Annotated in this window: 14 protein-coding genes; 10 read left to right on the forward strand and 4 right to left on the reverse strand. The window is 41.2% G+C overall.

Annotated elements, in window-relative coordinates:
• The first annotated feature begins 1 nt into the window (after nt 1).
• From BLS32_RS05930 to BLS32_RS05965, 8 genes are read left to right on the forward strand one after another with little or no spacing between them, the layout of a single operon-like run.
• Nucleotides 2–1,543, forward strand: a complete 1,542-nt coding sequence (locus tag BLS32_RS05930; protein WP_091392871.1) for a glycosyltransferase family 2 protein — start codon at nt 2–4, stop codon at nt 1,541–1,543.
• Nucleotides 1,540–2,535, forward strand: coding sequence for a glycosyltransferase family 2 protein (locus BLS32_RS05935; protein ID WP_091392873.1), 996 nt, complete (start codon nt 1,540–1,542; stop codon nt 2,533–2,535). The genes BLS32_RS05930 and BLS32_RS05935 overlap by 4 nt, the downstream gene beginning before the upstream one ends.
• On the forward strand, nt 2,532–3,545 hold the full coding sequence (locus tag BLS32_RS05940; protein ID WP_091392876.1) for a hypothetical protein: 1,014 nt from the start codon (nt 2,532–2,534) through the stop codon (nt 3,543–3,545). The genes BLS32_RS05935 and BLS32_RS05940 overlap by 4 nt, the downstream gene beginning before the upstream one ends.
• Nucleotides 3,542–4,660 carry a glycosyltransferase family 4 protein gene (locus BLS32_RS05945; RefSeq protein ID WP_091392878.1) on the forward strand — a complete coding sequence of 373 codons (1,119 nt, stop codon included), beginning with the start codon at nt 3,542–3,544 and terminating at the stop codon, nt 4,658–4,660. The genes BLS32_RS05940 and BLS32_RS05945 overlap by 4 nt, the downstream gene beginning before the upstream one ends.
• Complete coding sequence (locus tag BLS32_RS05950; RefSeq protein ID WP_091392880.1) at nt 4,657–5,730, forward strand: glycosyltransferase; 1,074 nt, start codon at nt 4,657–4,659, stop codon at nt 5,728–5,730. The genes BLS32_RS05945 and BLS32_RS05950 overlap by 4 nt, the downstream gene beginning before the upstream one ends.
• Nucleotides 5,731–7,083, forward strand: a complete 1,353-nt coding sequence (locus tag BLS32_RS05955; RefSeq protein WP_091392882.1) for an O-antigen ligase family protein — start codon at nt 5,731–5,733, stop codon at nt 7,081–7,083.
• The gene (locus tag BLS32_RS05960; protein WP_091392884.1) at nt 7,049–8,065 is read left to right on the forward strand and encodes a glycosyltransferase family 4 protein; all 1,017 of its coding nucleotides are present in this window, start codon (nt 7,049–7,051) and stop codon (nt 8,063–8,065) included. The genes BLS32_RS05955 and BLS32_RS05960 overlap by 35 nt, the downstream gene beginning before the upstream one ends.
• A gap of 54 nt (nt 8,066–8,119) precedes the next feature.
• On the forward strand, nt 8,120–9,520 hold the full coding sequence (locus tag BLS32_RS05965) for an exopolysaccharide biosynthesis polyprenyl glycosylphosphotransferase (protein WP_091392886.1): 1,401 nt from the start codon (nt 8,120–8,122) through the stop codon (nt 9,518–9,520).
• Between the two features lie 2 nt (nt 9,521–9,522).
• Here BLS32_RS05965 and BLS32_RS05970 read toward each other — a convergent pair whose 3' ends face one another.
• Complete coding sequence (locus BLS32_RS05970; RefSeq protein WP_091392888.1) at nt 9,523–10,653, reverse strand: Lnb N-terminal periplasmic domain-containing protein; 1,131 nt, start codon at nt 10,651–10,653, stop codon at nt 9,523–9,525.
• Nucleotides 10,654–10,700: 47 nt separating this feature from the next.
• Nucleotides 10,701–11,768 (reverse strand): putative type IX sorting system protein PorV2, encoded by a 1,068-nt coding sequence (locus BLS32_RS05975; RefSeq protein ID WP_449404071.1) that lies wholly within the window; start codon nt 11,766–11,768, stop codon nt 10,701–10,703.
• 184 nt (nt 11,769–11,952) lie between these two features.
• Between BLS32_RS05975 and BLS32_RS05980 the strand changes: the two genes are divergently transcribed.
• Nucleotides 11,953–12,657: a CDP-alcohol phosphatidyltransferase family protein gene (locus tag BLS32_RS05980; protein WP_091392890.1), complete on the forward strand. Its 705-nt coding sequence runs from the start codon at nt 11,953–11,955 to the stop codon at nt 12,655–12,657.
• 7 nt (nt 12,658–12,664) lie between these two features.
• On the forward strand, nt 12,665–13,522 hold the full coding sequence (locus tag BLS32_RS05985; protein WP_091392892.1) for a glycoside hydrolase family 25 protein: 858 nt from the start codon (nt 12,665–12,667) through the stop codon (nt 13,520–13,522).
• Here BLS32_RS05985 and BLS32_RS05990 read toward each other — a convergent pair.
• Together BLS32_RS05990 and lptB are read right to left on the reverse strand one after the other, a co-directional pair.
• Nucleotides 13,515–13,733 carry a DUF5808 domain-containing protein gene (locus tag BLS32_RS05990; protein WP_091392893.1) on the reverse strand — a complete coding sequence of 73 codons (219 nt, stop codon included), beginning with the start codon at nt 13,731–13,733 and terminating at the stop codon, nt 13,515–13,517. The two genes, BLS32_RS05985 and BLS32_RS05990, sit on opposite strands and share 8 nt — an antisense overlap.
• Nucleotides 13,734–13,735: 2 nt before the next feature.
• Nucleotides 13,736–14,476, reverse strand: a complete 741-nt coding sequence (gene lptB, locus BLS32_RS05995) for an LPS export ABC transporter ATP-binding protein (protein WP_091392895.1) — start codon at nt 14,474–14,476, stop codon at nt 13,736–13,738.
• Between the last annotated feature and the right edge of the window lie 74 nt (nt 14,477–14,550).

A 14,550-nucleotide genomic window follows, 5' to 3' on the forward strand; every position in this document is an offset into this window, starting at 1 on the left:
AATGATCATTGTTTACCATAAAAATAATACCATTACAGCCGTTGCTGTCGGGAATGCCGTTGTGGATGCTTTGCCATCAGGCTCGATCGTATCTGGCATTTTGCAGCTTGCAAAGCAACATCCGGATGATATTTTGATTTGGTGCCATGACGATTTAAAACAGGTACTCGATACCAGCCGGATCCTGAAATTATTCCATCATAAAAAACTTCTTTTTTCATACCGCACTTCTGAAGGAAATTTCCTCGACAGCAGCATCGGATACGCTGAAGAATCCATTTACATCAAAGTCAATAAAAAGGTCACTTATCCAACCTGGCAAATGAGTAGTGAAGTGGGCGCGGTGCATACTTCGGTATTAAATGCCTGCCGCAGCGCCTTTTCTGAAAAAGATTCCCTTGATTATTTCCTGAATTCATTTGCAAAAAGAGCAATGCCAGCCGGTTTGTTCTGTTATTCCGAGCCAAGGCTGATTGCCGCCGACGCCAGTATTTCAGAAACCCAAAAATTAGGCAAAGCCGATGTTTTCAGGTTTGTCAAACAACATTATAAAAGTCGTTGGATCTTGTTGCTGCTGATGAACTTGTTTTTGCACAAACGCGAATTTCCATTAGCGGCCTTCTTAAAATCGGTATTTTACAAAAGCCGGACGTTTAAAAAAAGCAATCTTTCCAATATTGCCATCCAATCTTCGAAACAGGTTGTCAATACGGCTTCTATCGATGTCATCATTCCAACGATCGGACGGAAAAAATATTTGTACGACGTATTAAAAGACCTCGCAGCACAAACGCATTTGCCTGAAAAGGTCATTATTGTCGAACAAAATCCGTTGCCGGGAAGCACGTCTGAACTGGATTATCTTGACGCAGAAACCTGGCCGTTTGCGATCAAGCACATTTTTACTCATCAGGCCGGAGCCTGTAATGCACGCAACGTTTGCCTTTCTCATACCACAAGTGAATATGTTTTCCTTGCCGATGATGACAACCGTTTTGAACCCGACCTGATTGAAAAAGTATTCGACAGGTTCAGGCAGTTTGGCGCAGAATGCCTCCAGATTTCATATCCGCAGCCCAAAGAAAAAATTAAAAAACGGCCTGTATACCAATATCCTAATTTTGGTGCCGGAAATGCATTTGTACGCAGAAGCTGTTTGCAGGACGTCGCTTTCAATATGGCGTTTGAGTTTGGTTATGATGAAGACAAGGATTTTGGGATGCAGCTTCGCAACAAAGGATTTGACATCTTGTATCTTACTGATTTGCAGATTGTTCACTTGAAAGCGCCTATGGGCGGATTCAGGACGAAGCCGGTTTTGTTGTGGAGCGATGCTGAAATTCCGCCAAAACCAGCACCAACAGTGATGTTATACCTGCGTCAATATTATACTAAAGAACAAATTTCGGGTTACAAAACCAATCTGTATTTTAAATACTATAAATACCAGCATATCCGGAATCCGTTTCCATATTACAAAGCCTTTAGCAAACAGTGGGAAAGCAGTGTTTTTTGGGCCAGAAAATCTGAAGAATTATCATGAGATTTACTTTAATCATTTGCACTTACATGCGCCCGAAGCCTTTGCTTCAATTGCTCGAATCGGTAAAAACGCAAACCGTCTATCCGAATGAAATCCTCATTGTTGATGGATCGCTGAACAATCAAACGGCAGTCATGCTCGAATCAAACCTGTTTCAGAACCTGAAATATTTCATGGTCGAAAAGGCCGACAGAGGCTTAACAAAACAACGCAATTTTGGCATCTCAAAAGCCACTTCCGATTCGGAAATCATCTGCTTTTTAGACGATGACACGATTCTGGACGCCCGTTATTTTGAAGAAATTTTAAAGACTTACGAAACACATCCTAAAGCGCTTGGCGTTGGCGGTTATATTTCAAATGAAGTCCAATGGCAGCAAGCCACAAGCGGTTACAATGCGACGGCCAACGAATTTGTATACGACGGCTGGAAGCGAAAAGATGGCAGCCGTTTCGTATTGAGAAAAAAATTCTGGCTTGATGCCGATGCAAAACCTGGCTTTTTGCCTGAATTTTCACACGGAAGAAGCATTAGTTTCCTGCCGCCTTCCGGAAAAATTTATGAGGTTGAACAATTGATGGGCGGCGTTTCGTCATTCCGGAGAAGTGTTTTTAAGGATTTTAGTTTTTCGGTTTATTTTGACGGCTACGGCTTGTATGAAGATGCCGATTTTACCTTGCGGTTGTCTAAAACCGGGAAACTATATGTGAATACTGCGGCGCAGCTCGGGCATTATCACGACAGTTCAGGAAGGCCGGATAAGTACCAATACGGAAAAATGGTGGTTCGTAACGGCTGGTACATCTGGCGCGTAAAATATCCGAATCCATCCATAAAAGCCAGAATGAAGTGGCACGCAGTTACTTTATTATTGACAGGCATCAGATTTAGTAATACCTTTACGGCCGCTAAAAAGAAGGAAGCTTTGACAGAATCGCTTGGCCGCACGTCCGCCTGGTTTTCATTGTTTTTTAATAAGCCAAAAATATGACCGACAAAAATATTGATTCCTTGCAGGTTTATGGTTTGTGCAATGTTTTTTATGATTCCTATTACATAAAAGGCCTGCAGGATTATTTTGGCATCCGCAATGTGGAATTCAATACCTCGAACTTCCCGGATTTTTACCAGCATACCTTTGCGGTAATCGTCAGAGCAAAGGGAAAAACCATAAAAATTGTCATTGATTCGCGCGATGCCAATTACATCAGGCCCGATGAACTCAAATGGTGCGACGTTTACGGAAAAGTAAATTACCACCCAAATGCAATTCCTGGTGAAGGACACGACAAAGTGATGCCTATCGGTCCCAATTTCGGTATCAAAATATGGAATTTGCCCCAAACGATATTTAAAGGATTGCAAAATACGATCCGTTTCAGAAAAGGAATTTCAAGAAAAAAGGAATTGCTCGCAAATTATTGGCGCCAATACAACAGGCTGCCACTTTCGGAATATTTTAAAAAGGAAACGCTTCGCGAACGTTACGTTTTTTTCATGGCGACGATCTGGAAAAAAGAGCCGCAAACCAATTTGTTCCGATCCAATTATATTCGGGCCTGTAAAGCCAATCCACAAATTACTTTTGAAGGCGGGTTTGCACCAAGAAAAGACGGCGACAATGTGGGCTTCGACGGAATTATCACCGAAAAAAGGTATCCGTTTTCAGAATACATGCAAAAGACAAAACAATCGATGATGGTTTTCAACACACCCGCAGTTTTTTCCTGCCACGGATGGAAGCTCGGGGAATTCCTGGCGATGGGAAAAGCGATTTTGTCTACGCCGCATCACAATGTTTTGCCTGCGCCATTAACTGAAGGCGTTCATTTGTTGTATGCCGATGGCAATGAACGCAGGGATTTTGACGAAAAGATCGCCACTTTCCTGGCTTCGGATGCCAATAGGAAAATGATGGAAACCAATGCCAAAACCTATTTTGATACATATTTGTCACCCGAGAAAGTCATCGAAATACTTTACACGGCTGCACAAAAATGAGATTTGCCATCATTACACATGTTCCGCACGGTTTGGCAAATGATTCTTATTTTGCTTATGCACCTTATGTTCGTGAAATGAATATCTGGACGCAATTTACCGATGCTGTCGAAATTGTTGCGCCGTTGGAACTCGTGCAAAAAACTGCCATTGCCATCGATTACAATCAAAAAGATATAATATTTTCGGATATCAAAAGCATGAATTTAATCGGGTTTAAATCGATTTTATCTTCATTGCTGCATACGCCGAAAACCGCGTATAAAATTTTCCGTGCCATGCGTCGCGCAGACCATATTCATTTGCGCTGTCCGGGAAATATCGGACTGTTGGGCTGTTTCATACAGATCTTTTTTCCGGGAAAAACGAAAACTGCCAAATATGCGGGCAATTGGGATCCGGATGCTGCTCAGCCACTAACTTACCGCATCCAGAAATGGATCCTCAACAATACGTTCCTGACAAAAAACATGCAGGTATTGGTCTATGGGGAATGGCTAGGAAGTTCGAAAAACATCAAGCCATTTTTTACGGCTACATATCGTGACAGCGATAAAATCCCGGTTGAGCCGAGGATGCTTCATAACAACATCAGGTTTTTATTCGTAGGTTCGCTTGCCATTGGAAAAAGGCCGCTTTACGCCATTCAGCTTGTGCAGCAATTGTCGCAATCGGGTTTCAAAGTGTCTTTGGATTTATTTGGCGAAGGGCGCGAAATGCAGGTTTTAAAAGATTATTGTCTGTCACACGAATTGCAGGATATTGTTCGTTTTCAAGGCAACCAAGCCGAAGCTGTCGTTAGGAAAGCCTATCAGGAAAGCCATTTCGTGCTGTTGCCATCCCAAAGTGAAGGCTGGCCGAAAGTCCTCGCCGAAGCGATGTTCTGGGGCTGTTTGCCAGTTGCCTCAAAAGTTTCCTGCGTGCCATCGATGCTGGATCATGGAAAAAGGGGCATTTTGCTGGCGATGGATTTAAACCAGGATGTTTCAGAAATCAAAAATATCCTTGAAAACCAGCAGCAATATGATGATAAAGTTTTAAAAAGTGTGGCTTGGTCACGTGATTATACCTTAGATTTGTTCCAAAATCAAATAAAAGCCTTGCTTCGTCCATGAGAATACTCCAGATTATCGATTCGCTTGAAACCGGCGGTGCAGAAAGGGTAGCAGTAAACTATGCCAATGCACTTGCTAAAAAAGCAGCATTCTCGGGTTTGGCGGCAACGAGAAAAGAAGGCAGCCTTAAAAACCAGATCGCAGCTGATGTAGCTTATTTGTTTTTGGATCGGAAAGGAAAATTTGATCTGGGCGCCATTTTCCGGCTGAAATCTTTCTGCAAAACACATCAGGTAGATTTTGTACAGGCACACGGCACATCATTTTTTACAGCGGTTTTGCTGAAATTTATCCATCCAAAAATCAGCATTATCTGGCATGACCATTACGGAATGAGCGAATTTCTGGATGCAAGAAAAGCAACTGCGCTTAAAATTGCTTCGTTCTTTTTTAGCGGAATTGTAGCGGTAAATACGATTTTGCAACAATGGGCGTTAAAAGAGCTGCACTGTAAAAAAGTGGTCTATCTTCCCAATTTTACAAATTACGGAAAAGAAATCGCCGAAACGGTTTTGAATGGCTCCAATGGAAAACGGATTTTATGCCTGGCAAACCTTCGGGCCCAAAAAGACCATTTTTTATTGATTGAAGTAGCAAAACAACTCAAAGAAAGCCATCCGGACTGGACGTTTCATCTGGTTGGAAAAGATTTTGAAGATGGGTATTCGAAGCAAGTCAGGAATGCAATTCTAACTGAAAACCTTCAGGAACACGTGTTTTTGTACGGATCTAAAAATGATACCGAAAATATTATCAAACAATCGGAAATTGCCATACTGACTTCAGGTTCAGAAGGTTTGCCGGTTGCATTGCTTGAATACGGATTGTTTAAAAAACCGGTGGTGCTGACGAATGTTGGGGAAATTCCGTTAATCGTTAAAGATGGAAAAAATGGATTTACGGTTCCGGCCGGAAATGCACCATTGTTTTATGATGCTTTAACGCGTTTGATTGAAAATCCCGATTTGCGTGCCGATTTCGGAAATGAACTTTATTCAGTGATACAGGCAAATAATTCCGAAGAGGCAGTTGTAAACCAATTCCTGTCATGGATTAAAAAAATGAACTAAATGCAGGCTTCAGATAAAAATTACTTATATCTTATTTTGGGTCACATTGTCCTGGGTGCGGCGCTTTTCTATTTTCCGCTACTTGCAAAAGTATATGGTTTTGCGATTATTATATTTGGCGTGTATTACATCTTCATTACTGAAAATAAAAAGAATGAAGTTTTATATGCCACCGCATATATGGTTGGGAGCGAGATCATTTTAAGGATGACCAATGGAAATCCGTTATATGAATTTTCGAAATACGGCGTGATCTTATACATTCTCATGGGGATTTATTACAGCGGAATCTCGAAACACGGCCTTTCCTATTGGATTTTCTTATTGTTGCTGATCCCAGGTGTGATGATCGCACTTTCTGTAATAGACCGGACAGGAGATTTGAGGAAAGAAATTTCATTTGCCATTTCAGGGCCGTTATGCCTTGGCATTTGCTCGTTGTTTACCTATACAAGAGAAGTAACGTTCAAGCAAATCAATACAACGCTATTGTGTGTCGCATTGCCCATTGTTTCGTGTACGGTGTTTTTAATTTTGTATTCGCCAACCGTAAGGGATGTTTTAACGGGAACGGGTTCCAGTAGTGAGACTTCTGGCGGTTTCGGGCCAAATCAGGTTTCAACCGCACTTGGATTGGCCATTTTTATTTTCGTTTCCAGGCTGTTATTCAATTCAAAAACAAAACTGACACTTGCGGTCAATTTGATTTTAGTAGCGGTTATCGGCTTTCGCGGACTTGTCACGTTTTCCCGGGGCGGAATCCTTACGAGTGTATTTATGATCATCATCTTGTTGTATTTTACTTATTCGAAAGTAGGCAACAGCGCGAAAAACAAAATAAATTACCTGATTTTATTCCTTGGAATGACACTGGTTGCCGTTTGGATCTATTCACAAAATCAAACAGACGGGCTTTTAAACAAGCGCTACTCAAATCAGGATGCTGCAGGCCGTGAAAAATCGAGCCAGTTTACAGGAAGGGAAGAGATTGCGGCTCAGGAAATCGACCTTTTTCTCGAAAATCCGATTTTTGGTGCGGGTGCTGGGCGAAGCGTGCAATTGCGTTTGGAAAAGCACGGTGGAGAGCGCGTACTGTCTCATAGCGAAATTACCAGGATGCTTTCAGAACACGGCGCACTTGGAATTATTGGATTGATGATACTGCTGTTTACCCCGATTATTTTAAAACTGGACAACAGCCATAATATTTACTTGTTTTGCTTTGTCGTTTTTTGGCTGTTCACCATCAACCATGCTGCAATGCGGATGGCCCTGCCAGCTTATATTTATTCACTTTCCCTTTTAAAAGTTGTCATGAATGAAGAACCGGAACCTGCTGTACATCGGGAATAAGCTTGCCAGCCATGGCGTTACGATGACTTCGATCGAGTCGCTTGGGCAGCTTCTTGAAAGTGAAGGTTATCATTTATGGTATGCCTCATCAAAAAAAAATAAAGCATTGCGGCTTATCGATATGATTTTGAAAACCATACGGTATGCTAAAAAAGCGGATTATGTGCTGATCGATACCTACAGCACCAGTAATTTCTGGTTTGCGTTTATAATCAGTCAATTGTGCAGGATATTGGATGCAAAATACATTGCGAACTTACATGGCGGAAACCTTCCAAACCGCCTGAAGAACAATCCGGTATTGTGCCGGATGATTTTCAAGAATGCTTACAAAAATGTCGCACCTTCAAATTATCTGCTTCAGGCTTTTGAAAACCGTGGCTTTGCAGAATTATTATTCATCCCAAACACGCTGGAAATCCAGAATTACACGTTTAAGCAACGCAAAAAACTTCGGCCTAAATTGTTATGGGTGAGATCGTTGGCTTCGATTTACAATCCTGAAATGGCGTTGCAGGTTTTGGGCCAACTTCAAAATGATTTTGCCGATGCCAGCCTGTGCATGGTTGGGCCGGATAAGGAAAATAAGCTGCAGGATCTAGAGCAAATTGCCGATGTGAACCATCTAAATGTCAATTTTACCGGGAAATTATCAAAACCGGATTGGACGAAACTTTCAGCAGAATATGACATTTTCATCAATACCACACATTTTGACAACACGCCAGTCAGTGTCATGGAGGCAATGGCGCTGGGGCTTCCCGTTGTTTCTACCAATGTTGGCGGGATCCCGTATTTGCTCGAAAACAGTAAAACGGCCATGCTTGTAAATGATAACGATGCAAGCGCCATGGTCTCGGCGATTAAAGAATTGATTTTTAACGACAGCCTGAGCAACCAAATCATTGGCAATGCCTTAGATTTAGTGGAAAAATTCGACTGGAGTATTGTTAAAACCAAGTGGAATGAAATTTTAATTTAATGCCAAACATCTTTCATAATTTAGTAAATTGCGAACTTTTACAACCCCTGTCTGATGATTGATAACAAGAAGATCCATTTCGAAATTTCAGAGCGCAAAATTTTGCTGCGCATTTTCGATGTGCTTTCGGTGCTTCTGGTTTTGTATCTGATTGGCGTGGTGTTCGATTTCAAGTATTTCAATATTTCCACAAATAATTTTTACTGGACAATTGTATTGGGTTTGTACATCAATATCATCGGAACAGTATTCGAAATGTACAATCTACAGGTGGCCAGCAACCAGTTTCAGGTCATAAAAAGTACCATATTGACCACTTCGGTTACCGTATTAATTTACCTGCTTACGCCAATATATACGCCACAATTGCCTTCCAACAGGATACAGATTTTGTTCTTTTTCCTGGCGATTTTATCGGCATTGTTTCTATGGAGGTTATTCTATGTACATTTTCTGGCATCAGACCGTTTCATCAAAAAAGTAATACTGATTTGCGATAGGGAGCAGGTAGAAGAACTTGTTTTGGGGCTCGAAAGTGTCGATCCGCATTATAAAGTCATGGGTTATGTCAATTCCGACAGCGTCCAGAATACGCCGATGAATCTTCAAAATGATTTCATTTCAAACATCAACATCGATAAACTGGAAGAATTTGTACTGCACAATTCGGTTTCAGAAATCGTTATTGCTTCGCAGAAAACCGACGGAATTACCGTAAATCTGTACAACCAGCTGATCCATTTGCTCGAAAAAGGGTTTATTATCAGGGAATACACACAAGTTTACGAAAACATTACACAAAGAATTCCGGTACAATATGTTGCGCGTGATTTTTACCGTTATTTCCCGTTCAGCCGAAGCAACCAGAATCATTTGTATTTGCTGGTCACCAGGATTCTTGAAATTATTTTTTCATTATCTGGTCTTGCAATCGGATTGGTTTTATTGCCGCTGATTATTATTGGAAATTTACTCGGAAACCGCGGAAGGCTTTTTTATACGCAGGAACGCATCGGGAAAAATGGGGAGGTTTTTAAAATATTGAAATTCAGGACAATGGTTAAAAATGCTGAAGCCAATGGAGCGGTATTTACAACGATCAATGATTCCAGAATCACGCTTTTTGGCAAGTTTCTCAGAAAAACCAGGATTGACGAATTTCCACAATTTATCAATATCTTAAAAGGCGATATGGGCGTCATTGGGCCACGTCCGGAACGTCCTGTTTTTGTAAATGAAATCGCCGAAGTCATGCCGTTTTATGAAACGCGTCATGTGATAAAACCCGGATTAACAGGCTGGGCGCAGGTGAATTATTCCTATGGGGAAACGATCGATGACAGTTTGATCAAACTGCAATACGACCTGTATTACATCAAACACCGCAGCATTTTCCTTGATGTGAATATTGTTTTCAAAACCTTCAGTACGGTTTTATTCTACCGAGGCCAGTAAGATTATCTGCTTATTTTCTGGGTTTTGTTTGCCAATGCCAATCTGATCAAAATAATCAGGTTAACAACAATTAACGGCGAAACAATCAGTAAATGTACTTTGTTCAGCATGTAAATCACGTAAAGTGCGATGCAGGCCATTGCAAAAACAGAAGCCCGGAATATCCACTTGCTTTTTTTTCTCAAAATAAATACAATCAGCAGCAGCAAAACCGGATTGAACAGCAAGATGTTGTAATTGTATTGAAGCTCATGGTGAAAGGAATACAATCCGGCCACCGAAAAGAACAGTCCGATCGCGCCAACGATCAAAAAGTAAAAAAGATTTAAATTCCTTGTCTTTGCAACGACGAGAAGAATCAGCAAAATCAGGAAAGTAAACACATTGTTCCACCACGAAAACGGATGTTCGGGTTCTATCTGTAAAATGGGATCTTTTTGATTGGAAAGCAATTTTCCGTTATATTTTACAACGTTTAAACTTTCTTCCAATTCTGACGGAAGGAAAATCTTCGTCGCCTTTTCATCCACCTTTTTTCCGAAAATAATGCTGGTTCCAAGTTGTTCATAAAAATGATTGCTGAAATACGGATACAGTACTTCGCGGTAAGTCACAGCCGTATTTCCCACTTTTACAATCGCATTTTTCCCGAGGATTTTATTCAGGATGTCAACGACCATCGTCGTGCAGTTGCGGTCAATGAATTTGTAAGTATAAAACCGTTCATCCGAATATAAGGTTGAATTGAGTTTATCAAATAATTTTTGTTTTTGTTCCTGCGATACATTCAAAACCTGCTCAGAAACCGAACGTTTTTCGTAGACATATTGTTCCCTAAAATCGGCAAATGTACCGGCGGTAACGAAATATTGCAAATCTCCTTTTGAAAATTTAAGTACGAAATTTGGCGTGTCAAAATCGAATGCACCGTAATTGTAAACCACATCAAGCGAACGCGCCGGATCGTTGATTCTAATCGCGGTATGTCCGAAAAGGGAATACACTTCATTGCCAATTCCGCACGTAATCACGCTGACCTGCGCCTGTTCTGAAAGCGTATTGGCTTGTGAAAAAACCGAAAAACTGCTGAAAAAGAGAAAAAGAATTAGGAATGAAGCCTTTAATCCGCGCATAATGTTGAAATAGAAATTCGCTGCAATTTAAGACAATTTCCGCAATGCTACCTGAAAATTCCAAGGTCGACTTTCACTGAAAAAATATTCGAATACAAGGCCGCACTCTGGTTTCCCAAATCGGTCAGCGCGTAATCGATCTGTATGCCTTTGTATTTAAATCCGAGTCCGATATTGGGCTGGAAACTCAGTTTTTTCGTATCGTCGATTTGTGTGATCGTCTGGAAATTCCCAAATCCGGTGCGTAGAAATACCAGATCGGTGTAACCAAATTCAAAACCAACTGCCGGAGCAATGCTCACAAAACTTGTCGAAATAATGTCATTCGTCTGGTAAAATTCCATATTCAGATTGGCTGAAGCCAAAAGCGTGTAATCATAGTGAAATTCAAACTTTTTCGACATGCCGAGTTGTGCTTTTGGAAGCGTGATCTCAGTACTTTCAGGCAAATCCTGGTTTTGACCTTCTACTGCATTTTTAATCTTGGCGTATTCGTCTTCGTCGATGTTCCAGATGTTGTAAGTTGTCGTAATGTCGCGCAGCATCAGGCCGAATTTCCAGTCGTTGCGTTCAAACTGAAATCCAACATCAACTCCAAATCCCCACGAATTTGCAAATTTTCCAATGATTCTGCGGATGATTTTCGCATTCACTCCATATTGAAACCCTTCAAGCGGCAATTTTCTGGCGTATGAAAAAGTCACGCCATAATCGGCAGTCGAAAATTTGCTGATGCGGTTGTAATCGATATTTCCCTGGTCGTCGATCAGTTCGGTCGTGTCCAAAATATCATCCACACCAAAACGGATCGCCGAAATTCCCCAGGCGCTGTTGTCGTCAATTTTAGTAGCAAAGCCTGCATAATCATATTGGGCAATATTCGCAAAATAACTCGCATGCATTAAAGAAACCTGCCTGTCTTCAACGCCAAGCAACCCGGCCGGATTCCAGTAGCCCGCATTGACATCTGACGTATTTGCAGTTACGGCATTCGCCATTCCCAGCGCAGCGGCATCGACCCCAATGTTCATGAATTCATTCGAATATTTCCGCACAGCCTGTCCGTAAGACGCAGCAAACAAAAAGAGTAAGAGGAAAAGCGGAATTTTTTTCAAGGTAAATTTTTTATGCAAAAAGGGTTTTGTTCTTTTTAACGGCGCTCAAAAATATAAATTTTTATCGAGGAAACCGGGGCAAACCGCAATATTATGATCGCGAAAACAGTTTGTAAAATCTCTACTAAAAACGCACTTGTCTTTAACTTATTGTACTAAATTTGTTTTTCAAAAATTGAAGCAGATGAACATTAAAAAACACGTCCCGAATACGATCACACTTCTCAACCTTTTATGCGGCTGCATCGCGGCGGTTTTTGCTTTTGAACGCAACTTTGAGATGGCTTTTGCATTCGTTTGCCTTGGGATTTTTCTTGATTTTTTTGACGGATTTTTCGCAAGATTATTCAAAGTCGCCGGCCCGCTCGGATTGCAGTTGGATTCCTTGGCAGATATGGTTACAAGTGGCGTCGTTCCCGGATTGATAATGTATGATTTGATGAAAACCGGTTCGGGCTGGAATTCGCCGATCGTACCTTTTTTAGGATTTATCATTACGCTTGGATCGTGTTATAGGTTGGCGAATTTCAATATCGACACGCGCCAGACCGATTCTTTCATTGGATTGCCAACACCGGCGAATGCCCTGTTTATTCTGAGCTTGCCATTGGTTAAAATGCACAGTACTTCCATTATTTTGGATGAGATTTTAAGCGATCACGGCATTTTACTCGCGATTGCAGTTTTTAGCGCGTACATTTTAAATGCAGAGATTCCGCTGTTTTCGTTAAAGATTAAAAACTTCACTTTTGCAGCCAATAAAATCCAGATGGTTTTTCTTGCAATCGCTTTAATCATGTTGCTGACTTTGCAATATCTGGCACTTCCACTGATTATTATTACATACGTGTTGATGTCTGTGGTCAACAACAAATTCCTGAAAAAATAATTTTCCGATGCCGAAAGCTCCAGCCAGAAAAGCACCGGCCAGAAGAAAGCCGCGCGCCAGGAAAACTTCAAACGGCAAAAGCTTAAAGATATTCGCTGGAATTTCAATCTTTCTTTTGTTTTTCGGATCGATTTACCATTACCGGAATGGAATCGCGTATTATCTCGGATTCAAATCACACAAACTTCCAAAGACGGAAGCAGAGCAAAAACGCCTTTCCGATGTCAGGAATTTCCAGGTTTTAAGCAAATATCCAGATAAAGTCGTGGGTTTTGACATTTCACAATACCAGGGCGAGATCAATTGGAACGAAGTCCAATATGTCGAAAACACTTATAAATTAGGCTTTGTTTTTATTCGCGCAACTGCCGGAAAAGATGTCAAGGACGCCTGTTTTAAGTCAAATTGGGCTTCCGCCAAAGACAAGAAGATCATTCGCGGTGCGTATCATTATTACCGTCCGAATGAAAATTCTTTGGAACAGGCCGAGAATTTCATTAAAACGGTAAAGCTTCAAAAAGGCGATTTGCCACCGGTTCTAGATATCGAATCACTTCCAAAAAATCAACCGATGGACAGCCTGAAATCGGGTTTGCGGCGCTGGCTAAAAAGGGTAGATTCACATTATAAAGTGAAGCCAATTATTTATTCTGGTGAAAAATACTATAATGCTTTTTTAAAGGAAGAATTCAGCGAATACACATTCTGGATCGCGAATTACAATTTTTTTGTCGAAGATTTAAAAGACGATTGGCTTTTCTGGCAATTTACCGAAAAGGCTTCGGTGGCAGGGATTCCCGGAAATGTCGACCTCAATATTTACAACGGAACGCCAAAACAGTTGAGTTACCTGACAATCAACTAAAAGTTTTTCCCAAAAAAATAATGATGCAGAGTATGATAAGAAAAAGAAAAACAGAGTTTGGATTTCCGAAATTAATTGTCCAGCCCATTTCCTTGATTTTTTTTGGTGGAAATAAACGGTCGTCTATCGGATTGAAATAAAACATGTCCCAAACCCAATTTTCAGGATCGCTGTGCCATTGATTATATTGGTTTTGGTCGAATTTCCGCATTTTTAAAATTCGAGCTTTTTCTTCCTAAGCTCAAAGTTTTGCCCGAGATAGACGCGGCGCACCATTTCATCTTCCACCAATTCTTCAGGAATTCCGGCTTTTAAGATGCCGCCTTCGAACATGAGATAGGTTTTATCCGTAATGGCAAGTGTTTCCTGTACGTTGTGGTCGGTAATTAAGATCCCGATGTTTTTATTTTTAAGTTGGGCAACGATTCTCTGAATGTCTTCCACCGCAACAGGATCGACACCTGCGAAAGGCTCGTCAAGCAGGATGAATTTTGGGTCTGTGGCGAGTGCACGCGCAATTTCCGTACGCCTTCTTTCACCACCTGAAAGCAAATCGCCGCGGTTTGTGCGAATGTGCTGCAGGCTGAATTCATCGATCAGTGATTCCATTTTGGCTTCCTGTTCGGCTTTCGATAATTTGGTAAGCTGCAATACGCTCAGAATGTTGTCTTCAATGCTCAGTTTCCTGAAAACCGAAGCTTCCTGTGCCAAATAACCAATGCCTTGCTGGGCGCGTTTGTACATTGGAAAATCAGTAATTTCCATGTCGTCGAGGTAGATCGTTCCCGAATTCGGCTTGACCAAACCCACGATCATATAAAACGAAGTTGTTTTTCCGGCACCGTTCGGGCCTAGCAATCCAACGATCTCACCTTGGTTGACTTCTACCGAAATGCCTTTTACGACGCTTCGGCCTTTGTATGTTTTGACTAAATTTTCTGCTCTTAAAATCATTGGAGTCGCTTAGTGGCTGAGTAACTGAATGCCTGTGTTTTGTGCAAATTAACGAATAAACCGATTCAACAAAT

Source organism: Flavobacterium noncentrifugens, assembly GCF_900100375.1.
GTDB classification, from domain to species: Bacteria; Bacteroidota; Bacteroidia; order Flavobacteriales; family Flavobacteriaceae; genus Flavobacterium; species Flavobacterium noncentrifugens.

Excerpts from the sequence above, each read along its gene's own strand:
- BLS32_RS05930 (WP_091392871.1), top strand. The coding sequence starts at position 2 with ATGATCATTGTTTACCATAAAAATAATACCATTACAGCCGTTGCTGTC.
- BLS32_RS05935 (WP_091392873.1), top strand. The coding sequence starts at position 1,540 with ATGAGATTTACTTTAATCATTTGCACTTACATGCGCCCGAAGCCTTTG.
- BLS32_RS05940 (WP_091392876.1), top strand. The coding sequence starts at position 2,532 with ATGACCGACAAAAATATTGATTCCTTGCAGGTTTATGGTTTGTGCAAT.
- BLS32_RS05945 (WP_091392878.1), top strand. The coding sequence starts at position 3,542 with ATGAGATTTGCCATCATTACACATGTTCCGCACGGTTTGGCAAATGAT.
- BLS32_RS05950 (WP_091392880.1), top strand. The coding sequence starts at position 4,657 with ATGAGAATACTCCAGATTATCGATTCGCTTGAAACCGGCGGTGCAGAA.
- BLS32_RS05955 (WP_091392882.1), top strand. The coding sequence starts at position 5,731 with ATGCAGGCTTCAGATAAAAATTACTTATATCTTATTTTGGGTCACATT.
- BLS32_RS05960 (WP_091392884.1), top strand. The coding sequence starts at position 7,049 with ATGAAGAACCGGAACCTGCTGTACATCGGGAATAAGCTTGCCAGCCAT.
- BLS32_RS05965 (WP_091392886.1), top strand. The coding sequence starts at position 8,120 with ATGATTGATAACAAGAAGATCCATTTCGAAATTTCAGAGCGCAAAATT.
- BLS32_RS05970 (WP_091392888.1), bottom strand. The coding sequence starts at position 10,653 with ATGCGCGGATTAAAGGCTTCATTCCTAATTCTTTTTCTCTTTTTCAGC.
- BLS32_RS05980 (WP_091392890.1), top strand. The coding sequence starts at position 11,953 with ATGAACATTAAAAAACACGTCCCGAATACGATCACACTTCTCAACCTT.
- BLS32_RS05985 (WP_091392892.1), top strand. The coding sequence starts at position 12,665 with ATGCCGAAAGCTCCAGCCAGAAAAGCACCGGCCAGAAGAAAGCCGCGC.
- BLS32_RS05990 (WP_091392893.1), bottom strand. The coding sequence starts at position 13,733 with ATGCGGAAATTCGACCAAAACCAATATAATCAATGGCACAGCGATCCT.
- lptB (WP_091392895.1), bottom strand. The coding sequence starts at position 14,476 with ATGATTTTAAGAGCAGAAAATTTAGTCAAAACATACAAAGGCCGAAGC.